The 21,641-nt window shown below is 68.5% G+C and carries 17 protein-coding genes; 6 read left to right on the top strand and 11 right to left on the bottom strand.

Going from position 1 to position 21,641, the window contains the following annotated elements; all coding sequences use genetic code 11:
* Positions 1-149 precede the first annotated feature (149 nt).
* From V5F74_RS15700 to V5F74_RS15660, 9 genes are all read right to left on the bottom strand, one after another.
* Positions 150-1,121 (bottom strand): electron transfer flavoprotein subunit alpha/FixB family protein, encoded by a 972-nt coding sequence (locus V5F74_RS15700; RefSeq protein ID WP_394009060.1) that lies wholly within the window; start codon positions 1,119-1,121, stop codon positions 150-152.
* Positions 1,121-1,915 carry an electron transfer flavoprotein subunit beta/FixA family protein gene (locus V5F74_RS15695; RefSeq protein WP_394009058.1) on the bottom strand — a complete coding sequence of 265 codons (795 nt, stop codon included), beginning with the start codon at positions 1,913-1,915 and terminating at the stop codon, positions 1,121-1,123. The genes V5F74_RS15700 and V5F74_RS15695 overlap by 1 nt, the downstream gene beginning before the upstream one ends.
* Positions 1,916-1,923: 8 nt before the next feature.
* On the bottom strand, positions 1,924-3,327 hold the full coding sequence (locus V5F74_RS15690; RefSeq protein ID WP_394009056.1) for a hypothetical protein: 1,404 nt from the start codon (positions 3,325-3,327) through the stop codon (positions 1,924-1,926).
* Positions 3,328-3,330: 3 nt separating this feature from the next.
* Positions 3,331-5,493: a heterodisulfide reductase-related iron-sulfur binding cluster gene (locus V5F74_RS15685; RefSeq protein ID WP_394009055.1), complete on the bottom strand. Its 2,163-nt coding sequence runs from the start codon at positions 5,491-5,493 to the stop codon at positions 3,331-3,333.
* A gap of 141 nt (positions 5,494-5,634) precedes the next feature.
* Entirely contained in the window at positions 5,635-7,842 is a 2,208-nt protein-coding gene (locus V5F74_RS15680; RefSeq protein ID WP_029557247.1) for an oxidoreductase, read from the bottom strand.
* Between the two features lie 388 nt (positions 7,843-8,230).
* Positions 8,231-9,367, bottom strand: coding sequence for an FIST signal transduction protein (locus V5F74_RS15675; RefSeq protein ID WP_029557248.1), 1,137 nt, complete (start codon positions 9,365-9,367; stop codon positions 8,231-8,233).
* Between the two features lie 90 nt (positions 9,368-9,457).
* Entirely contained in the window at positions 9,458-9,778 is a 321-nt protein-coding gene (locus tag V5F74_RS15670; protein ID WP_394009052.1) for a hypothetical protein, read from the bottom strand.
* Positions 9,779-9,841: 63 nt separating this feature from the next.
* A complete protein-coding gene (locus V5F74_RS15665) occupies positions 9,842-11,137 on the bottom strand; it encodes a PP2C family protein-serine/threonine phosphatase (protein ID WP_394009050.1) in 1,296 nt (431 codons plus the stop codon).
* Positions 11,138-11,308: 171 nt separating this feature from the next.
* A complete protein-coding gene (locus V5F74_RS15660) occupies positions 11,309-11,734 on the bottom strand; it encodes a potassium channel family protein (RefSeq protein ID WP_024277652.1) in 426 nt (141 codons plus the stop codon).
* 268 nt (positions 11,735-12,002) lie between these two features.
* Between V5F74_RS15660 and typA the strand changes: the two genes are divergently transcribed.
* Entirely contained in the window at positions 12,003-13,832 is a 1,830-nt protein-coding gene (gene typA, locus V5F74_RS15655) for a translational GTPase TypA (RefSeq protein WP_029557252.1), read from the top strand.
* A 224-nt stretch (positions 13,833-14,056) separates the two neighbouring features.
* On the opposite strand, the gene V5F74_RS15650 is transcribed toward typA, so the two are convergent.
* Positions 14,057-15,160, bottom strand: a complete 1,104-nt coding sequence (locus tag V5F74_RS15650; protein WP_029557253.1) for an NAD(P)/FAD-dependent oxidoreductase — start codon at positions 15,158-15,160, stop codon at positions 14,057-14,059.
* 130 nt (positions 15,161-15,290) lie between these two features.
* Between V5F74_RS15650 and V5F74_RS15645 the strand changes: the two genes are divergently transcribed.
* The 5 genes from V5F74_RS15645 to V5F74_RS15625 all read left to right on the top strand — a co-directional run bounded on the left by V5F74_RS15645 (position 15,291) and on the right by V5F74_RS15625 (position 20,362).
* Positions 15,291-15,632 (top strand): DUF971 domain-containing protein, encoded by a 342-nt coding sequence (locus V5F74_RS15645; protein ID WP_051679039.1) that lies wholly within the window; start codon positions 15,291-15,293, stop codon positions 15,630-15,632.
* Positions 15,629-17,377 carry a fumarate reductase/succinate dehydrogenase flavoprotein subunit gene (locus V5F74_RS15640; protein ID WP_197022979.1) on the top strand — a complete coding sequence of 583 codons (1,749 nt, stop codon included), beginning with the start codon at positions 15,629-15,631 and terminating at the stop codon, positions 17,375-17,377. The genes V5F74_RS15645 and V5F74_RS15640 overlap by 4 nt, the downstream gene beginning before the upstream one ends.
* Positions 17,378-17,408: 31 nt before the next feature.
* Positions 17,409-17,642, top strand: a complete 234-nt coding sequence (locus V5F74_RS15635; RefSeq protein WP_024277657.1) for a 4Fe-4S dicluster domain-containing protein — start codon at positions 17,409-17,411, stop codon at positions 17,640-17,642.
* Positions 17,643-17,647: 5 nt separating this feature from the next.
* Positions 17,648-18,619 carry a HEAT repeat domain-containing protein gene (locus tag V5F74_RS15630; RefSeq protein ID WP_029557256.1) on the top strand — a complete coding sequence of 324 codons (972 nt, stop codon included), beginning with the start codon at positions 17,648-17,650 and terminating at the stop codon, positions 18,617-18,619.
* A gap of 111 nt (positions 18,620-18,730) precedes the next feature.
* Positions 18,731-20,362, top strand: a complete 1,632-nt coding sequence (locus V5F74_RS15625) for an alpha-amylase family glycosyl hydrolase (RefSeq protein WP_394009045.1) — start codon at positions 18,731-18,733, stop codon at positions 20,360-20,362.
* 51 nt (positions 20,363-20,413) lie between these two features.
* On the opposite strand, the gene V5F74_RS15620 is transcribed toward V5F74_RS15625, so the two are convergent.
* Positions 20,414-21,445 (bottom strand): TRAP transporter substrate-binding protein, encoded by a 1,032-nt coding sequence (locus V5F74_RS15620; RefSeq protein ID WP_250166471.1) that lies wholly within the window; start codon positions 21,443-21,445, stop codon positions 20,414-20,416.
* Between the last annotated feature and the right edge of the window lie 196 nt (positions 21,446-21,641).

The following is a 21,641-nucleotide window of genomic DNA, read 5'->3' as shown; positions in this document are numbered from 1 at the left end:
CGTGCCCGGCCCGGATGGTGTCTGTCGTCACCCTTGCGGCGCTTCCGACGAAATCGGAGGTCGCTCTTCTTGCCTCTGGACGCGATCGTCATGGCCGGATGCCGGGACCGATTTGGCGCTCGGTCCCGGCCCGGATTTTCAGCTGTGCTCTACTGGATGCCCTTCTGCTTCCTCAGTTCCTCGGCGATCTCCAGCATGTCGCCGACGATGCCGTAGCGGGCGATGGTGAAGATGGAGGCCTCGGGGTCCTTGTTGATCGCCACGATGTTCTCCACGTGCTTCATGCCCCACTGGTGCTGCACCGAGCCGGAGATGCCCATGGCGATGTAGAGGTTGCACTTGGCGGCCAGCTGGCCGGACTGGCCCACCTGACGCGCCTTGGGCAGCCAGCCGTTGTCGGCGATGGGCCGCGAGCAGCCGAGCGTCGCGCCGAGACCGTCCGCCAGCTCCAGGAACTGCGCCACGTTCGCCTCGTCCCCGACCCCGCGGCCGATGGAGAGGATGAAGGGCGAGCCGGGGATGTCGATGCCACCGGAAGCCGGGGGATCGCGCCAGTCGAGGTGCTTGCTGCGGGCCGCGCCCGCACCCGCGTCGAGGGCGGAAACGGTGGGGCTGGCCGCCGCCGTCTCCGGCGCGAAGGCACCGCCGCGCAGGGTGAGGAGCACGCCGGAGCGGCCGGGAAAGTCGATCTCCACGAAGACCTTCTCGTTGTAGCCGGCGCGCGTCGCCACCACCTGTCCGTCCTCGACCGCGACACCGAACACGTCGGTGGCAAAGCCGAGGCCCTCGCCGATGGCGACGGCGGGGGCGAGGGAGAAGCTGTCGACGCTGTGCGGCATCAGCACCAGCGATGGTGAGCGCTGGGCGATGACGGCGCGCAGCACCGCCTCGTAGACGTGCGGCTCGTAGGTCGCCGCGTCGGGGCGGGCGACGGTGATGACCTCGTCCACCGCGCCGACGCTGACGGCCGCCACCAGGGAGGCGGGATCGGCCGCGATGACGAGGACGGCGACGGGACCGCCGAGGGCCGCCTTGAGCGTGCCGGCGGCGCCGATGGCCTCCAGCGTGGCGTCGCGCAGGGTGCCGCGCCGGTGCTCGGCCAGGATGAGAATTCCGGACATCAGCCGTTCACCTCCGAAATGATCTCCAGGAGACGGGCCACCTGCTGGGAAGGTGTGCCCGCGATGATCTCGCCGCGCCCGCGCTCGGGCACGAACACGCGCCGCACGCGGCTGAGCGCGCCGGCGGCGCCGATCTCGGCGTCGGCAAGGCCGACGTCGTGGGGCGTCAGGCACTCGATGGGCTTGGCGTTGGCCTGCTTGATGGAGCGCAGGGAGGCGTAGCGCGGCGTGTTGATGCCGAGCTGGATGGTGAGCACCGCGGGCGTCTCCACCTCGATGCGCTCCACCAGGCCGCCTTCCAGTTCCCGCTCCACCTGCGCGGTGGCGGCACCGGGGGTGAAGTCGAGCTTCGAGACCACCGCCGTGCGCGCCCAGCCGAGCAGCGCCGCGACCGACATGCCGGTCTGGGCGTTGCCCTGGTCGGCGGATTGCGCGCCGCACAGCACGAGGCCGGGCTCCTCGTTCTCCGCCACCTTGGCGATGACGCGGGCGATGGCCACGCGGTCCGCCTCTTCAAGGCCGGCATCGTCCACGCGGATCGCGCGGTCGGCCCCCTTGGCGAGGGCCTTGCGCAGCACGTCGTCGGCATCGTCGGGGCCGATGGTCAGGACCACCACCTCGACCGAGCCCTCGGGCGCGGCTTCCTTGATCTGGACCGCTGCTTCCAGCGCGTATTCGTCGAATTCGTTGAGGTCGAACTCGCAGAAATCCGGGTCGACATCGCGACCATCGTCGCGCAGCTCGAACTCGTCATCGAGCGAGGCGACGCGTTTCACCGGCACGAGTATTTTCATGGGTGCCCTCACGGCTGTGGGAAGGTTTCGAGGTGCCTGCGTGCGGCGCGCCCTGCGGCCGCGGCGTGGGTGACGGCGCGCTTGCCCACCGCGAAGCGCACCTGCGGCGCGTCGTCGTCGGCTGAGCCCCAGGCATCCGCCACCGGAAGGTTCGGATGGCGGACGGCAAAAGCGCGGTTGAGGGGATAGGGATCGTCCAGCAGCAGGCGCAGGGCCGTTGCCGGGGCATCGGGATTGAGCGCGACGGCACGGCGCACGTCCGCCTGCCCGTGGCGGGCGAGGCGGCGGAGCGCGACTTCCCGCGCCTGCGGGTTGCGGGCGACGGCGGAGGCGACATCCACCGCGTCTTCCTGTTCGAGCGCGCGCAGGGCCTCGGCCGGAAGGTCGGGGCGGCAGGCCACGGCGGCGCGCACCCATTCGTCGCCATCGCGGGCGAGGGTCGCGAGCACGTCGGCCGGGCAGGCCGGATTGCGGCCGGCGGCATGGCGCACCCGCGCCTCGGCATCGCCGCCCAGCCGCTGGATGAGGCCAGAGGGAAGCGCCGGATTGCGGGCGAGCCAGACCCGCACCCACACGTCGCCGTCGCGGGAGAGGGCTTCCGCCAGATCCTCCGGCAAGGCCACATGGCGGGCCTGGGCGCGGCGCACCCGGACGTCGCCGTCATCGGTCAAAGCCGGTTCCTGGCCTTCCGCATGAAGGCGCAGGGCCTCCGCGCGGACGGCCGGATCGGGATCACCCATCAGCGCCTGACGCAGGCTCGGCGGCAGCACGGGATTGGAGGCCGCCCGGCGGCGGATGGCGGCATCGGCATCGACGCACGCATCGGCCACCTGCGTGAGTGGGCAATGGGGGTGAGCCACCGCCTCGGCGCGCACCACGGCGTCGCCGCCCGCGAGCAAAGTGCGCAGCAGCTCCGCGTCCGCCTGCGGATGGCGGGCGAGGGCGGCGCGCTCCGCGGCATCCGCATGGTCCAGCAGGGCATGGAGGGCGACGGCCGGCGTTCCGGCATTGCGCAGCAGCGCGGCGCGCACGGCGGCGTCCGCATGCATGGCGAGGCCGATGAGCGCCACGGCCGGCGTGTGAGCATGGGCGGCCAGCGCCTTGCGGGTCTCCGCATCGTCCATCTGCCGCGCCAGGCGCAGCAGCGTCGCGCCTGAGGTGGCCGGGTTGCGCACGATGCGCTGGAGGATGGCGGGCCGGTCCTCGCCGGAGAGGAGGGCGAGGAAGGCCGGCGGCGCGAAGGGCAGCGCGGCAAACACCAGCTTCAGCCGCGCGTTCGAGAGCAGCAGCCGCGCCAGCGCCGCCTGCGCCCACTCCGCGCCCTCCGCCCCGTAGGCCGGCAGCGCGAGATAGGCATCGCCCCGGGCGATCAGCGCACCCGTCAGCGCACTCATGTTGGCGGGCGCGCGCATCGCTCAGCCGACCTCGGCGTGGGCGGGAAGGACGGCAGGCTCTTCGGGCTCCAGCGCCTCGGCGAGCAGCTCGGTCAGCTCCAGCACCCGGAAATTGCGCTCGTTGCCGGTGGTCTTCACCGCGTCCTCGAGCATGGTCATGCACTTGGGGCAGTTGACCACCAGAGCATCGAGGCCATGGATCTCGGCGGCTTCCCGCGCGCGGATCTCGCCCACCTTGGTGGTGCCGGGCGGATCGGGCACCCACACCCGGCCGCCGCCACCGCCGCAGCAGAAGGAATTGTCGCGGCTCTTGCCCATCTCCACCAGCTTCACGCCGGTGGCCGCGAGCAGCTCGCGCGGGGCGTCATAGCCCTTGTTGAGGCGGCCCAGGTGGCAGGGGTCGTGGTAGGTGACGGTGAAGTCCAGCTTGCGGGCGGGGGTGATGCGCCCGTCCGCCATCAGCTCCTTCAGGAAGGCGCTGGCGTGGCTGACGTCATAGGTGCCGCCGAGGTCGGGATATTCGTTCTTCAGCGTGTTGAAGGAGTGCGGATCGGTGGTGACGATGCGGTTGAAGCTGCAATCGCCGAGCGTCGAGATGTTGCCTTCCGCGAGCTGCTGGAACAGGCCCTCCTCGCCCACACGCCGCACGTCGTTGCCGGCCGTGGTCTCGCCCTCGTAGAGGATGCCGAAGTCGATGCCGGCGGAGTGGAGAATGCGGGCGAAGGCGCGGCTGACCTTCTGGTTGCGCGGGTCGAAGCTCGCATAGTCGCCGACGAACCAGAGCACATCCACGGGCTCCTTGCGCGCGTCCTTGATCTTGAACGGCAGGTCCTTGGTCCAGTTGGGGCGTTTGCGGCGGCTTTCGTTGAAGCAATTGCCGGTCTTGTTCACCGCCCCGAGGGTGCGCTGGAGGGCCGGATCCATCTCGCCTTCATCCACCAAAGTGCGGCGAAGCATGTTGATGAGCGGCACGTGCTCCACGCCCACCGGGCAGATCTCCGTGCAAGCACCGCACTGGCGGCAGGACCACAGGGTCTCCGGCCGGTATTCGCCGGTGGCGAGGCCGATGAGGGGCGTGGCGCAGCCGGCGGCGCGGGGCTTGGGCAGCACCTCGCCGAGATGGGTGTTGGCTTGCTCGCGCAGTGTCAGCACCACGTCGCGCGGGGAGAGCGGATAGCCGGCGGCGCGCGCCGGGCAGGCCTCGTGGCAGCGGCCGCACTTGGTGCAGGCGTCCGCCTGGACGAGATAGCGGCTCGCAACGTCGCCCAGCTCGCGATAGCCGATGCGGTCGGCATCAAGATCGCCCAGCGGCAGGTGGCGGATGGCGTCGGGATTGCGCAGCAGCCACGAGGCGGCCGCGGTGAAGATGTGCTTCGCCTTGGTGTAGGGAATGAGCGCAATGAAGGTGAGCGCCAGCACGCCGTGCAGCCACCACAGCCCCATGCGCAGGGCGCCCGCGCCGGCGCTGGTGAAGCCCACCGCCTTCAGGCCGGCGGCGATGGACGCGCCCACCGGCGCCCACCAGCGCGTGTCCCACACCGCCGGATCATTCTGGAGCCACACCATGCGGGCGCCGGAGAGCAGGAAGCCGGTGATGCCGATGAGCAGCAGGGTCCACAGGAAGGCCCAGTCCTCGATGCGGTAGCGCTCGCGGGAGAAGTCGGCGTCCTGCGGCGTGCGGTCGGGCCGGGCGTAATCGAGCTTCGGCGGCTTCAGCCAGCCGCGCCGCCACATCATATAGAGGAGGCCGCAGATGAAGCCGGTGCCGGCGAGCGTCATCGTGAGCTTGAACAGCAAATAGAAGTGGCCGTGCCAGAATTCGAGGCCGATGAGCGGGCCGAGAATGTCTTCCTGCAGGGTGATGGTGGCGGTGCCGATGAACAGCAGCGTGAAGCCGTAGAAGATGAAGGCATGGAGCCGCCCGGCGGTCGTGTCACGCCGGCGCAGCGTGCGATGGGAGGCGATGGTCTTCGCGGTATCGAGAAGCCTGCGGCCGATGTCGCCCCAGGCGAGGCGCGCGCCCCGGCGTCCGGCGCGATACTTGTGCACCTGAGCATAGACGCCCCACGCGAACGCCGCCATGCAGCCGATGGCATAGACATAGAAGATCGCGAGCATCCAGGGCGAAAAATCCTGGAACAGGATGCGCGTGACCTTGGATGGATCGATGCCGCTCGGAATCATGTGCTGCTCGCCCTCTGATTTTTTTCTTGGCTGTGCTCATGCGAATGCCCGTGCCGGCCGAGGGATTGGACCCCGACGACGGCGGGCATGCGGGGCGCGTGATCTGCCGCGCCCCGCCCGCTCTGACCAGGACGAGGGGAACTAGCCCTGGTAGCGGATCTCGTAGGAGCCGCCCGGCTGGTAGGGCGAGCCGTAGACGGCAGCTTCGCGCCGGTAGGGCTTGGGCTCCTGCGGGTTCGCCTCTTCGATCTCGCGGGCAAGACGCTGCCCGTCGAAAGTGGCATCGGCGATGAGCTTGGGCGCCCAGGCGTCGCCGATCACGTACACGCCCTTGATGCCGCGGGCGTCCCACTCGCCGGAGCGCGCCTTGAGGGCTCGGAACAGGGCATCCTCGGAGCGGCGGGCGGTGACCAGCACAAGGGTGTCGTACTCGTGCCAGGCGTGGGTGGTGTTGGCGCTGCGCGGCATCTTGCCGGGGCCGGTATAGACGCGCTTATGCCCGTCGCCCCAGAGGTTGTAGAGCTCGATCCGCCCGTCTTCCACGCGGCTCGCCCAGGTGCTGGAGAGCACGTTGATGTGCAGCTCGTGCAGCATGCGGTGCATGTTCGGCGCTTCCAGCGTGAAGTGCATGTAGCGGCCGAGTTCCACGCCCGATGCCACCGTCACCTGATGCCCTGCCTCCGCCAGCTTCTGCGCGAGGCTCGGCGCCATGTAGTAGGGGTCGGCATTGAGGATCATCACCCGCTTGCCGATGGGCTTGGTGCCGAGGATCACGTCTTCCGGCGTCAGCACATTGGCGCGCGGCGTGCCTTCCAGGCCCGGGATGGGCGCGTGGGTGAGGCAGTTGGTGCCGTCCGTGACCCAGTGGGCGCCGGTGGCGATCACCACCTTGTCGGCGCCGTAGGAGAGCACGTCCTCCACCGACAGCTTCTTGCCGCCGAGGGCGATCTGGCTGTCGCGGTTGCGCTTCACCAGCTTGCCGAGCTGCACCTCGCGATAGTCGCGGTGATAGCTCCACTCGCCGAGGCCCGGCAGGGTCGCGACTTCGTTCACATAGCCACCGACCTTCTCGGCGCTGTCCACGAGATGGACCACATAGCCGCGCTCCATGAGCACGCGGGCACACTCGGAGCCGGAGGGGCCGGCGCCCACCACCAGGATGGCATCGTCCGAGCCCTTCTTGGGGAAGCGCTCGGGATGCCAGCCGCGACGGAATTCCTCGCCGGCGGTGGCGTTCTGGGTGCAGATCATGGGCGGGCCGCCGATCTCCCAGCGGGAGATGCAGACGTTGCAGCCGATGCAGGTGCGGATGTCGTCGAGCCGACCGTCGCGGATCTTCTCCGGCAGGAAGGGATCGGCGATGGAGGGGCGGGCGGCGCCGATGACGTCGAGCTCGCCGTTGCGGATGACCTCGACCATCTTCTCCGGATCGGTGAAGCGGCCGACACCCAGCACGACCTTCTTCGAGGCCTGCTTCACGAACTTCTGCCAGGAGAGCTGGTGGCCCTGACGGTAGAAGCGGGACGGACCGGCGTCCTCGCCCCATTCGGCGATGTCGCCCACGTTCACGTCCCACAGGTCGACGAGGTCGTCGGCTAGCTCGACGAACTTGAGGCCGTCGCGCTCCACCTCGATGCCGTCCTCGCCGATCAGCGTGTCGACGGCGAAGCGGGTGGCGATGGCGCATTCGGAGCCCACGGCCGCCTTCATCTGCTCCAGGGTCTCGACCCAGAAGCGGGCGCGGTTCTCGAAGCTGCCGCCGTACTTGTCGGTACGCTTGTTGTAATACTTGGAGAGGAACTGCAGCGGCAGGTAGGAGTGCGCGCCGTAGCAATAGATGATGTCGAAGCCGGCATCGCGGGCGCGGCGCGCCGCCTCCACGTAGAAGCCCTGCACGCGACGGATGTCGTCGTAGTCCATCTCGTGGCAGTAGGTGAGGGATTCGAACTCGGAGGCATACTGGCTCGGGCCGCGCGCGGTCTGGCGCGTCTCCATGCACGGGGCGTGGGCGCCGCCGTACCACAGCTCGACGCCCGCGAGCGCGCCGTACTTATGGATTTCCGAGGTCATCGCGGCGAGGTTGCGCACGTCGCCCTCGTCCCAGATGCGGGCGGAGACGCGGTGCGTGTCGTCCGATTCCGGGTGGATGGAGCAGTATTCCGTGTTGAGGGCCGCCCAGCCGCCTTCGGCCTTGATGGAGCGGTGCGCGGCCTGGAAGCCGGGCTTGTCGGAACCGGCGCCGATGCAGTGCGGCACCTGGTAAAAGCGGTTCCGAAGGGTTTTCGGCCCGATTTTGATGGGCTCGAAAAGAATATCGTATTTGCTGACACCCAGCGTTTCGTGCGTCATCTCAACTCCCCGTAAATAATCCGGAAGGCAGGCGTGTGACGACCGGATCTCTTCGCCGAAAAAGACAAACAGAAGGCTCTGCGCGCACGGATGCGCACATCAAGACTGTCGCTTCTCGATGAAGAGCTTGCTTGTCTGTTCCCGGTCGTTTTCTTATTGGGATAACTCTAACGCGCCGGGCCATGTCTCCGGCAATAGTGCCAAATGGCACTATCGTGACATGCGGCACTGCAAAATCCGGCGGGTCTGCTATAGGGCGGCCGGGCTGACGCTAAGGCATATCGGGGTGCCGGGCGCGCGGGCGCGAGCCGAAACCCGGCCTTTGCCAAGGGTTCCGCGCTGCGGCTTTCATTCGTCGGGATGCTCTGGGGGGCGGCGCGCGTGGCCCTCAGGCGAAGAGCGTGAGCACGCCGGTATAGCCATAGAGATGGTGGCGGGCGATCTCGCCGCCGGCGAAGAAGCCGACGAGCGGCACCGGGCCGAGGGCCTCGCGCACCATGGCGAACTCCGCGTTGGGGGCACCGAAATGCGGGCCGCCGCGGCCGGAGCAGCTCACATAGAGCGCGCCACGGGCGCCGCCGGCGGCTTCGGCCTGGGCCTTCACCTCGGCGACGATGCGCAGGAGATCGTGGCGCGCAGCCTCCGCGTTGCGCTTGCAGAAGGCGAGCCTGGTGCCGGCCTCCAATTGCTCCGCCACCACCAGCACCCCGGCCTTGCGGCCGACGCCCAAGAGGTGGCGGACCTGCGTGTCGGTGCCGAAGCGGCCCGGCGCGGAGCTTGTGTCCTCACCCGGCGCGATCAGCCCGGCCAGCGTCTGGCCGAGTTCGAGGCGCAGCTGCTCGTCGGGGATGTCGGCGGGCAGGCCGAGGTCCTCCATCGCGCAGTCGAGGGCGCGTCCGCCATCGAGAGTGACGAGGTAACTGGCTTCGGCGCGGTCGATGGTCCGCTTGGGGCCGATGGGCTGGCAGCCCTGGGTGACGCGGGACAGCACCGGCACCTCGGGTCCGAAGGCGACGCCCGACACCCCGCCGAGCATCACGTCGTCGGCGAACAGCAGAGGCTGGTTGCGGGCGGAGGACAGGCCGCCGAACAGGTAGCCGGTGAGGGTCTGTCCGGCCAGGGACTTGAGCCGCTCGGGCAGGTCCGGCGTGCCGCCATCGGCATGGACGAGGGCGGTGAAGGGCTCGAACCCGTCCGTGCCGAGCGGTGCCAGATCGGAGAAGACGCGGAAGTCGTCGGGCGGAATGTCGGCCAGCATGAGCGCGATGCCGGGCGCGTCGAAATATTCCACATCGTCCGCCGCGACCCCCACGCCGATGGTGCCGACCCAGCGCACCGCCGGCAGGCCCGCCTTCAGCGCCTCCATGATGTTTCCGGCGGCGCCGGTGTAGCGGTCGGAGAGATAGCACCAGCCGAGCGTCGGCGGCGGCTTGTCCGCCAGTTGAGCGTGCAGCTGGCTCCAGCAGGAGCCAAGGGCGGCCTGCCAGTCGGTATTGCCGGCGTGGGCGAAGGAGAACTGGCTCATGGGCGGGTTTCCGCGCAATGCGTCCGGATGCGGACACGGAACTGAGGATCGTGCGCCGGACGAAGCAATCGGCGTGCCGTCCCGTCCCTCTCAGGCGACGGGGGAGCGCATCCCGTCGCCGAGCACCGCCTGCACGTCGGTCAGGATGCGGCGGAATTCCGCGTCCACCCGCCGCTCGAAGGCGAAGGCGGCATCGGCCTCGAGGCCGGCGTCCTCGTGGGAATCGTGGAAGGTCAGCGTCTGGCTGACGGCCTCCATGAGGGCGAGGCGGAGGGTTTCGTCCCGCGCCATCAGCTGCAGAGCCAGCACCAGCAGCTTGCGGTGGGCTGCCGTGGCGATGTCCAGTTCCAGCGGCGTTCGCGCCGGCAGGCCGTCCAAAGCCGTCGGGTGCGTGCTCTCTTCATGGGCCATGGCCGTCCTCCGCTCGCTCGGCCCCCTTCGGGCAACACGCAGGGCGGGGGCGAGGTTCCGCGATCAGCGCGGGCCGAGCGTCACCGCCAGTGCGGTCATGTCGTCGAACTGGGGAGCGGTGTCGGCCCAGCGGGTCGCGGTGTCGAGCAGGCTGGTGATGAAGGTCGCGGCCGGAAGATCGGGCGCTGCCGCAAGGGCGGCCTGCGCGGCGGCTTCGAGCCGGGCCTCGCCGAACGCTTCTTCCGCTGGGTTGAACGCGTCGGTGAGGCCGTCCGAGAACAGGAACAGGCGATCCCCGGGGGCGAGGGACACGGTCGCGGCACGGGTGCGGGCACCCTCCATCATGGCAAGGGCCGGGCCGGTGGCGGCGGGCCGCTCCAGCCCACCGTCGGCGCGCAGGATCATGCAGTCCGTATGGCCGCAATTGCAGTAGGTGAGGAGGCCCGTGTCGAGGTCGATGACACCGCAGAACAGGGTGACGAACATGTCCTCGCCATTGGTGGCGCAGAGCAGCTCGTTCACCCGCGCCACCGCGACGGCCAGGTCCGGCTCGCTCCGCAGCACCATGCGCAGCGCGGTCTGGGTGGCGCTCATGAACAGGGCGGCGGGGGTGCCCTTGCCGGCGACATCGCCGAGCGTCACCACCAGCCGGCGGCCGTCGATGAGGAAATAATCGTAGAAATCGCCGCCCACGTCTTTCGCCGGACGCATGGCGGCGAAAATGTCCGCCTGCCCGGCCAGCGTCTCCGCCGGCAGGGGCGGGGGCAGCATGGCGCGCTGGATGGCGGCGGCGTTGGCCATCTCCCGCCGCTCGGCCGCCCGGCTCATGATGGCCTCGGCGAGACGGCGGAAGGAGTGGGAGAAATCCACCATCTCCGGCAGCGGATTGCGCAGGTCGTCGAGCAAAGCGAGGTCGAAGTTGCGCCGTTCCAGCGCATTCAGGGCGTTGGCGTAGAAGCCGAAGACCTGGTTGAAGGTCTCGAAGCGGCGGCCGAACTGGCGCATGACGGCGGAGAGGAGATCGGGGTGCACCCGCCCCGCCGCCTCCAGCGCCTCGGCGGACAGCCGTACCGCGCGGATGGGGGTGAGCGCATCCACATGGGCGGTGCGGGCGACGCCGGTGAAGGCGGCGATCTCGCCGATCACCGCCGGCGCCTGCAATTGGGCGAGCTGGACGTGCTCGTAAGGCGTGTCGATGGTGACGACCGCCGTGCCCTCGAAGACGAGCAGGGCGAAGGTGCCGATGTCGCCCCGGCAGAGCAGGCGGGTGCCGGCCGCCACGTCCATCCATTCGCCACCGGCGATGAGGGCGCTGAGCGCCTCCAGGGGAAAGCCGGCGAAATAGGGATGGCGCGCCATCACCTGCGCGGCCGCCAGGGCGGCCGGCGCCGTTCCTGCCGGAACCGTCGGGTCCGGTCTCTGCTGCTGTGATGCTCCTGGTACCATGGTCCGCGTGCGCCCCTCACGATGAACCACTATAGCGCAGCCGGGGCGGGACGCTCTTACCTCAAACGCGGGACAGCGCTGGCGCTACTTGATGTGCAGCTGGGCGATGGCTCGCGACAGCACGGAGAACAGAACGGCGGTGGACCAGCCGAACAGCAGCATGCCGTTGGCCGCCGTCATCGGCCCGAGGATGCGCCAGGGCCGGGCCGGGATGAGGTCGCCGTAGCCGAGCGTCGTGAAATTGACGAAGGCGAAATAATAGATGTTGTCGGGCTCGGTGGCACCGGTGAGCGCATAGAGCTGCGCCCACACCATCACCTCCACGAGGTGGAAGACGGTGAGCAGCGTTCCCGAGGCCGCCATGACGACGACGAGTGTCTCGATCTTGCGCCGTCCGCTGAGGTGTTGCGCAGCGATCCGCACCATCTTGATGACGACGACGGTACCCAGGGCCTGGATCGCGATGGTGATGATGCTCACCAGAAGGCCCGCAGCGAATGCTCCGTCCATCAACATCCCCATCGCTCTCCGCATCAGGTGGGTGCGCACCCGCCAACCAGCGTGATGGACCAGCACGGACGTGGCAGCAAGGGGCGCCGAGGCGTTGCGCTCAAGGGCTTTGCGGGGTGGTGCCGGCGCGGTTCCGAGGGGCCCCGGTGACATGGCCGCAGCGCCGGCACATTGATCTTGATCGGTTTGTGTGTATTTTGCGCCGCAAAATACCCCTTTCCCGGCGGGCCCGAACCATTCGGACCCGCGTTTTCGTGCTGGACCCTCCATGAAGCTGCGGAACATCGCCATCATCGCCCACGTCGACCACGGCAAGACCACGCTGGTGGACGAGCTGCTGAAGCAGTCGGGGTCCTACCGCGAGAACCAGCGCGTGGCCGAGCGCGTGATGGATTCCAACGATCTGGAAAAGGAGCGCGGCATCACCATCCTCGCCAAGGCCACCTCGGTGGTCTGGAAGGACACGCGCATCAACATCGTGGACACCCCCGGCCACGCCGACTTCGGCGGCGAGGTGGAGCGTATCCTGAACATGGTGGACGGTGCCATCGTGCTCGTGGACGCTGCGGAAGGCCCCATGCCGCAGACCAAGTTCGTGGTCGGCAAGGCGCTGAAGATCGGCCTGAAGCCCATCGTCGCCATCAACAAGGTGGACCGTTCCGACGCCCGTCCCACCGAAGTCATCAACGAGGTGTTCGACCTGTTCGCGGCGCTCGACGCCACCGACGACCAGCTCGACTTCCCCATCCTCTACGGCTCCGGCCGCAGCGGCTGGATGGCCGACAGCCCGGAAGGTCCCATGGACCAGGGCATGGCGCCCCTGTTCGATCTCGTGCTGAAGCATGTGCCCGAGCCCACCGTGGACGACGGCCCGTTCCGCATGATCGGCACGCTGCTGGAGGCCAACCCCTTCCTCGGCCGCATGATCACCGGGCGCATCACCTCCGGCTCCATCAAGCCGAACCAGGCCATCAAGGTGCTGGCGCAGGACGGCTCGCTGGTCGAGCAGGGCCGCGTCTCCAAGATCCTCGCCTTCCGCGGCATTGAGCGTCAGCCCATCGAGGAAGGCGTGCAGGGCGACATCGTCGCCATCGCCGGCCTCTCCAAGGGCACGGTGGCTGACACCTTCTGCGCGCTCGAAGTGACCGAGGCCATGGCGGCCCAGCCCATCGATCCGCCCACCGTCACCATGTCGTTCATCGTGAACGATTCGCCCCTCGCCGGTACCGAGGGTGACAAGGTGACGAGCCGCGTCATCCGCGACCGCCTGTTCCGCGAGGCGGAAGGCAACGTGGCGCTGAAGATCGAGGAATCCACCGAGAAGGATTCCTTCTTCGTCTCCGGCCGTGGCGAACTGCAGCTTGCGGTGCTGATCGAGACCATGCGTCGCGAGGGCTTCGAGATCGCCGTGTCCCGTCCGCGTGTGGTGTTCCAGAAGGACGAGGCGACGGGCCAGGTGCTGGAGCCCATCGAGGAAGTCCTGATCGACGTGGACGAGGAATATTCCGGCACCGTCGTCCAGAAGATGAGCGAGCGCCGCGCCGAGATGATCGAGATGCGGCCCTCCGGCGGCAACCGCCAGCGCCTTGTCTTCTACGCACCCACCCGCGGCCTCATCGGCTACCAGTCGGAACTGCTCACCGACACCCGCGGCACGGCCATCATGAACCGGCTGTTCCACGAGTACGCGCCCTACAAGGGCGAGATCGCCGGCCGCACCAACGGCGTGCTCATCGCCAATGCGGCGGGCGAGGCGGTGGCTTACGCTCTGTGGAACCTGGAAGATCGCGGCCCGATGATGATCGAGCCCGGCTGGAAGGTGTACCAAGGCATGCTCATCGGCGTGCACAACCGGGACAACGACCTGGAAGTGAACGTGCTGAAGGGCAAGCAGCTCACCAACATCCGCACCACCTCCAAGGACGAGGCGGTGCGCCTGACCCCGCCCATCCGCATGACGCTGGAGCGAGCGCTGGCGTGGATCCAGGACGACGAGCTGGTGGAGGTGACGCCTAAGTCCATCCGCCTGCGCAAGCGCCTGCTGGACCCTAACGACCGCAAGCGCGAGGAGCGCAAGAAGGAAACCGAGCTGGCCTGACGGCCGCCCGCCTTCGGATCTTGAAAAGGGCAGCGGTTCCGGCCGCTGCCCTTTTTGTTTGTGTTGTCGCCTTGCGTCCGGCGTCGCTCCCTCTCCCCTTGCGGGAGAGGGTTGGGGTGAGGGGTATGGCGCCTTTTGCCCGTTGGCTGGTGATGGGTTCGGGTAGCCCCCTCACCCCCGGCCCCTCTCCCGCAAGGGGAGAGGGGAGGTGCCCGCCGGCCGCCCTATCCCCGCGCCACCTCCACCACCCGCTCCGCGATGGCGAGGCAGCTCGTCAGCCCCGGCGATTCGATGCCGAACAGGTTCACCAGCCCCGGCGCGCCGTGCACCGCCGGCCCCTGGATGACGAAATCCGGCGCCCGCCCATCCACGCCGGGGATCTTCGGCCGGATGCCGGAATAGCCCGGCGCCAGATCCTCCTCGCGCACGTCCGGCCAGTAGCGGCGGATGGAGGCCATCATGGTGGTCTTGCGGGTGGGATCGACCTCGTAGCGCCGCTCGCGCACCCATTCCACATCCGGCCCGAAGCGGCCCTGCCCGCCGAGATCGAGGGTGAGGTGGGTGCCGAGCCCTCCCGCCTCCGGCACCGGATAGATCAGGCGGGAGAAGGGCACCTTCCGGAGGCAGGTGAAGTAATTGCCCTTGGCCATGGTCTCCTGCGGCACCAGATCGGGCGGCATTCCCGAGATGGCGCGGGCGAGCGCGGGGGCATCGAGCCCGGCCGCGTTGATGAACAGGCGGCAGGCGAGCGTCATGGGCTCCGGCCCGCCGGTGGTGAGCACGACGCCGTCCGCCCCCGCCTCGGCGGCCACGATGGGGGAGGAGAGGGCGAGCATCCCGCCGGCCGCCTCCATGTCGCCGAGCAGCGCCAGCATGAGGCCGTGGGAATCCACGATGCCGGTGGAGGGCGAATGCAGCGCCGCGTGGGCCGAGAGGGCCGGCTCCAGCGCCCGCGCTTCCGCGCCGCTCAACATCCTGAGGTCATCGACGCCGTTGGCTGCCCCGATCCTCGCCAGCTTCTCCAGATAGGCGACCTCTTCAGGCGCTGCGGCCACGATGAGCTTGCCGATGCGCCTGTGCCCCACCCCGTGGCTTTCGCAGAAGGCGTAGAGCAGCGCCCGGCCGCGCACGCACAGCTCGGCCTTGAGGCTTAAGGGCTCATAATAGATGCCGGCATGGATCACCTCGGAATTGCGCGAGGACGTGCCGGTGCCGATGGCGTCCGCCGCCTCCACCAGCACCACTTCCCGGCCCGCCAGCGCTAGCGCGCGGGCGACGGCGAGGCCGACCACGCCCGCTCCGGCGACGATGCACTCGACCTGATCCATGCCGCTCTTCCCGTGATCCGCGACCGGTACCATAGCGCAGGCCGGGCCTGCGGGGAGCGGCTTCCTGGAAGTGCTCCAGCCAGCAACTAGTTGCTATCGGCCGGAGGGCCCGCGAGGTCCAATCGGGGCCATGATGACGTCCGCCCCCGCACCCCTCCCCCTTGAAGTCGAGGAAATCCGCCTCGATCGGGACCGGCGCCGCCTGACCCTCGCCTATGGCGGGACGCGGGCGGAATTCTCCGCCGAGCGTCTGCGCTCCGCCTGCCGCTGCGCCGCCTGCACGGCGGACCGCGCCCGCGACCGCTTTCCCTCAGCCTTCCCCGGCGTGGCCCTCACCGGCGTGGAGCCGTTCGGCGCGCACGGCCTGAACCTCACCTTTTCCGACGGCCACAAGCGCGGGGTCTATCCCTTCGCCTATCTCGCGGCGCTGGCCGCCGAGGCCGCCAACGACCTTCCGGAGATGAACCCATGAGCGCGTTCGACAGCGAGATGAAGACCGAGATCGTCGAGACCGACATCCTTGTCATCGGCGGCGGCACCGGCGGCCCGATGGCGGCCATCAAGGCCAAGGAGAAAAATCCCGGCCTCAAGGTGGTCCTCATGGAGAAGGCCAATGTGAAGCGCTCCGGCGCGGTCTCCATGGGCATGGACGGGCTGAACAACGCCGTCATTCCCGGCTACGCCACGCCCGAGCAGTATGTGAAGGAGATCACCGTCGCCAATGACGGCATCGTCCACCAGAAGGCGGTGATGGCCTACGCGACCGGCTCCTACCCGATGATCCAGTATCTGGATTCCATCGGCGTGAAGTTCGAGAAGGACGGCTCCGGCGAATACAATGTGCGCAAGGTGCACCACATGGGCACCTATGTACTGCCCATGCCGGAAGGTCACCACGTCAAGAAGGCGCTCTACCGCCAGCTGCGCAAGCACCAGGTGCTGGTGACCAACCGCTACATGGCCACCCGCCTGCTGACCGGCACGGACGGCCGCATCGCCGGCGCCATCGGGGTGAACACCCGCACCGGCGAGTTCCTGGTGATCCGCGCCAAGGCCGTGGTGCTGGCCTGCGGCGCCGCCGGCCGCCTCGGCCTGCCGGCCTCCGGCTATCTCTTCGGCACCTACGAGAACCCGGCGAACTGCGGCGATGGCTATGCCATGGCCTACCATGCCGGCGCGGGCCTCGCGAACCTCGAGTGCTACCAGATCAACCCGCTCATCAAGGACTACAACGGCCCGGCCTGCGCCTACGTCACCGGCCCGTTCGGCGGCTACACCGCCAACAACAAGGGCGAGCGCTTCATCGAGTGCGACTACTGGTCGGGCCAGATGATGAAGGAGTTCTACGGCGAGCTCTTGAGCGGCAACGGCCCCGTCTTCCTCAACATGACCCACCTCGCCGAGGAGACCATCTCCGAGATCGAGACCATCCTGCACTCCAACGAGCGCCCCTCGCGCGGACGCTTCCACGAGAAGCGGGGCACGAACTACCGCGAGAAGATGGTGGAGATGCACATCTCCGAGATCGGCTTCTGCTCCGGCCACTCCGCCTCGGGCGTGTGGGTGGACGAGAATGCCCGCACCACCGTGCCCGGCCTCTATGCCGCCGGCGACATGGCGAGCGTGCCGCACAATTACATGCTGGGCGCCTTCGTGAACGGCGGCATCGCCGGTGAGGATGCGGCCGACTATTGCGCCTCCACCGACCTGCCGGCCTATGACGCCGCCGATATCTCCCGCGAGCAGGCCCGCGTGATGGCGCCCACCCGTCGCGACGATGGCCTCACCCCCTTCGAGATGGAATACAAGGCCCGCCGCCTCGTGAACGATTATCTCCAGCCGCCGAAGGTGACCGCCAAGTACAAGATCGGCCAGGCCCGCCTCGCCGAGGTGCGCGACGATCTTTCGGCCCTGTGCGTGAAGGATCCGCATGAATTGATGCGGGCGCTGGAGCTGCAATCCATCCTCGATTGCGCCGACATGGCCGCCGCCGCCTCGCTCTACCGCACCGAAAGCCGCTGGGGTCTCTACCACTGGCGCGTCGACCACCCCGCCACCGACAACGAGAACTGGTTCTGCCACACCCTCCTCTACAAGGACGAGATGGGCCGCATGGCGCACAAGAAGCGCGCGGTGGACCCCTATGTCGTCGAGATCGATGAGGACGAGATGGGCGCCTACCACCAGCTGCGCACCCCGGCCATCGCCGCCGAGTGAGCCCCTCACACGAAATTCCGGAGCTGCCCCCATGCCTTTCGCCAATCACACCACCTCCGTGCCCGTGACCGTCGATGACGACAAGTGCATCGCCGAGAAGGGCTGCCGCGTCTGCATCGACGTGTGCCCCCTCGACGTGCTCGCCATCAACCCGGCCTCGGGCAAGGCGCACATGAAGTATGACGAGTGCTGGTACTGCATGCCGTGCGAGGTGGATTGCCCCACCGGCGCGGTGAAGGTCGAAATCCCCTATCTGCTGCGGTGAGCGCCATGGCCATCTTCGACGATTTCGACGACGACCTCGATGCGGTCTCCGAGCGTGCCCGCGACGCCGATCCCGGCATCCGCCGCGTCGCCATGCTGGGCCTTGCCGAGAGCGTGGACCCGGGCGCCGTGGACCTGCTGCTCGCCGGCCTGAAGGATGAGGATGCCGGCGTGCGGGAAGCCGCCGCCAAGTCCCTGGACGAGCATTCCGGCCTGCCGGCCGCCCTCGGCCTCATCGATGCGCTGGACGACGCGGAGGAGGCGGTGCGCCTCGCTGCTGCCGAGAGCCTCGCCGACAAGAAGGAGCCGGCCTCCGCCCCCCGCCTCATCGAGCGGGCGCAGGAGACGGGCGATGCGTACTCGGCCTTCGTCCGCGCCTCGGCGCTCCGGGCGCTGCGCGACATGCAGGACCCCTCGGCCATGCCGGTGGCTCTCGCCGCCCTCACTGACCCGGAGATTGCCGTGCGGCGCGAGGCGCTGGGCGTGCTGGGCTATCTGAAGGCGGATGCCGCGCTGCCCGCGCTGCTGCTCGCCGCCACCGATCCGGAAGCGGCGGTGCGCCGGGCGGTGATGGCGGCCCTCGTGTTCGTGAAGAGCGGTACGGCTGGTGTCCCTGCGCTCATCGCCGGGCTCAAGGACGGCCACTGGCAGGTGCGCGAGGAAGCCGCCTATTCCATCGGCAAGGCGAAGATTCTCGAGGCGGTGGACCCGCTGATCGTCGCTGCCAATGACGATGCCTGGCAGGTGAAGGCCAAGGCGGTGAACGCGCTCGGCAAGCTGAAGGCCCGCGCGGCCGTCCCGGTGGTGTCGGAGGCGCTGGGCGACCAGTTGTCCAACGTGCGCAAGGAGGCCGCCGCGGCGCTGGGCGAGATCGCCGATCCCGCCGCCGTGCCCGCGCTCGAAGCCGTTTATGACGACCCGGACCCGGACGTGCGCAAGCTGGTGCGCTGGGCCATCGACCGTTGCCGCGCGGCCTGAGGGGAGGGCGTTCCAGCCCTCCCAAATGGCCGGTCATGAAACCGAACCGGGCCGGCCGTACTTCTCCAATCTGAGTCGGAGCGCCAGAGTGCTCCGGCAGAGCGGGAGAAGATGCCAATGGCGGAGCAGGAACGCGAGCGGCTGAAGACCGGGCCTTTGTGGTGGCAGTCCGGCGTGGTCTACCAGATCTATCCGCGCTCGTTTCAGGATTCGAACGGCGATGGCGTGGGCGACCTCAAGGGCATCATCTCCCGGCTCGCCTATCTCGCCGACCTCGGCATCGACGCCATCTGGATCTCCCCCATCTATCCCTCTCCCATGGCGGATTTCGGCTATGACGTGGCCGACTACACCGCCATCCATCCCCTGTTCGGCACGCTCGAAGATTTCGACCGGCTGGTTCAGGAGGCTCATGGGCTGGGGCTGAGGATCATCCTCGATTTCGTGCCCAACCACTCGTCGCAGGATCATCCCTGGTTCAAGGCCTCCCGCTCGGGCAAGGATGATCCCAAGCGCGACTGGTACATCTGGCGCGATCCCGGCCCGGATGGCGGACCGCCCAACAACTGGCTCTCGGAATTCGGCGGCAGCGCCTGGGAGTATGATGCGGCGAGCGGCCAGTATTACTACCACGCCTTCCTGAAGGAGCAGCCGGACCTCAACTGGCGCAATCCGGACGTGGTGGAGGCCATGCACCATGTCCTGCGCTTCTGGCTGGATCGGGGCGTGGACGGCTTCCGCATCGATGCGCTCTGGCACGTCATCAAGGATGCCGAGTTCCGCGACAATCCGCCGAATCCCGATTTCCGCGAGGGCATGAATCCGCATTCCGCCCTGAGCCAGCTCTATACCGGCGACCGGCCGGAGGTGATGGAGGTGATCGCGGGCTTCCGTGACCTCGTCGAGTCCTATGAGGGCGACCGGGTGCTGATCGGCGAGGCCTATCTGCCGCTCCACCGCATCGCCGCTTATTACGGCGAGGACGGGCGCGGCGTGCATCTGCCGTTCAACTTCACGCTCCTCGCGGCGCCGTGGAATGCCGCGGAACTGGCGCCGCTGATCGCCGCCTATGAGGCCGCCATCCCCGAGGGCGGCTGGCCCAACTGGGTGCTCTCCAACCACGATCGCCCGCGCGTCGTCGGCCGCCTCGGTCCCGATCAGGCGCGGGTGGCGGCCATGCTGCTGCTGACGCTCCGGGGCACGCCGACGCTCTATTACGGCGACGAGATCGGCATGTCGCAGGTGTCCATCCCGCCCGAGCGGGTGCAGGACCCGTTCGAGAAGAACGTGCCCGGCCTCGGCCTCGGCCGCGACGGCGCGCGCACGCCCATGCAGTGGGATGATGGCCCCTTCGCCGGCTTCTCCACGGTGGAGCCGTGGCTGCCGCTGGCGGACGATTTCACCGAGGTGAACGTGAAGCGGGAGCGGGGGGAGGCGGCCTCCCTGCTCACCCTCACCCGCGCGCTGCTGGCCCTGCGGCGGGCGCATCCGGCTCTGTCCGTGGGGCTGTGGTCCCCGGTGGCGGCGGTGGGCGATCTCGTCGCCTATCTCAGGCAGGGGGAGGGGGAGGGGCTGCTGGTGGCGCTGAATCTGGGCGGCAACCCGCTGTCGGCGACGCTGCCGGAAGCTACGGGGGGAGGACGCCTGCTCCTCTCCACCTTCTGCGATCGCGCGGGCGAACAGGTGGGCGACACCATCGACCTCAGGCCCAACGAGGGCATCGTGGTGCAACTGGCGCCCTGAACGAAAAGGGGCGGCCGAGGCCGCCCCTTGAACGTGAGGCGGATGGCCGGCTCAGGAGAGCTTGCCGGTATATTTCTCCAGCGTGGCCCAGGCCTCGTCGCCGTACTTGCCCTTCCACTCGGCATAGAAGCCGGCCTTGCGCAGCTGGTCGCGGAAGCTGTCCACCTTCGGCTCGTTGAAGGTGAGGCCCTTTTCCGCCAGCTCCTTGCGCAGGGAGTTGTTGAGGGCGAACACGTCGTCGCGCTGCTTGAGGCCCGCCTCGTTGATGTTCTTCGCCACGATGGCGCGCAGGTCGTCGGGCAGCTTCTCGAAGGCGCGGCGGTTGGCGAGGAACCAGAAGCCGTCCCACATGTGATTGGTGAGGGAGCAGTATTTCTGCACCTCGTAGAGCTTTGCCGTGGAGATGATGGCGAGGGGGTTCTCCTGCGCATCCACGGCGCGGGTCTGCAGCGCGGTGTAGACCTCGGCGAAGTTGAGCGAGGCGGGGGCGCTGTCGAACGCCTTGAACATGGAGGTCCACAGCGGCGACACCGGCACGCGGATCTTCAGGCCCTTGAGGTCGGCGGCGGTCTCGATGGGCTTGGTGGAGGTGGTGATCTGGCGGAAGCCGTTGTCCCAGATCTTGTCCATGGCGACGATGCCGGCCTTGGAGATCTGCCCGCGCACGTAGGTGCCCAGGTCGCCGTCCATGGCCTTCCACACGCTGGCATAGTCCGGGAAGGCGAAGCCGATGCCGCTGATGGAGGCGTTGGGCACCAGCGTCGAGAGGATCAGCGGCGAGAGGGTGAAGAACTCGATGGCCCCGGAGCGCAGCTGGCTCAGCATGTCGGTGTCGCCACCGAGCTGGCTGGAGGGGAAGATGCTGATCTCGACCTTGCCCTTGGTCTCGGCCTTGATCTTCGCCGCCATTTCCTGCGCCCGCACGTTCATGGGGTGCGTGACCGGCAGGTTGTTGGCGTATTTGTAGGAGAATTCGGCACTCTGGGCCCGCGCGACGGTGGGGGCGAACAGGGCCGGCGCGATGGCACCGGTCAGCGCCGTGGCGGCGCTCGCCTTGATGAGGGTGCGACGGGTCAGGGTCATCGGTGCTCCTCCTTGCGGCCGTTTCGCGCGGCGCCCCGACTGGCTCCGCTCCGGCCCGACTGGTTTCCTTGGGTCCAATATATGGACCTCTTTTCCCGCCGCCCATGCTGGCCCGCTTGTGGCGATTTCGCAAGCAGATTATGGTTCCAGAGGACGCCGCGCGACGGCAGTCCCAATTCACCAGATAAATCAGGTC

The organism is Xanthobacter aminoxidans (assembly GCF_043193615.1).
Taxonomy (GTDB): Bacteria; Pseudomonadota; Alphaproteobacteria; order Rhizobiales; family Xanthobacteraceae; genus Xanthobacter; species Xanthobacter aminoxidans.
This window is presented reverse-complemented; position numbering and strand designations above follow the sequence as displayed.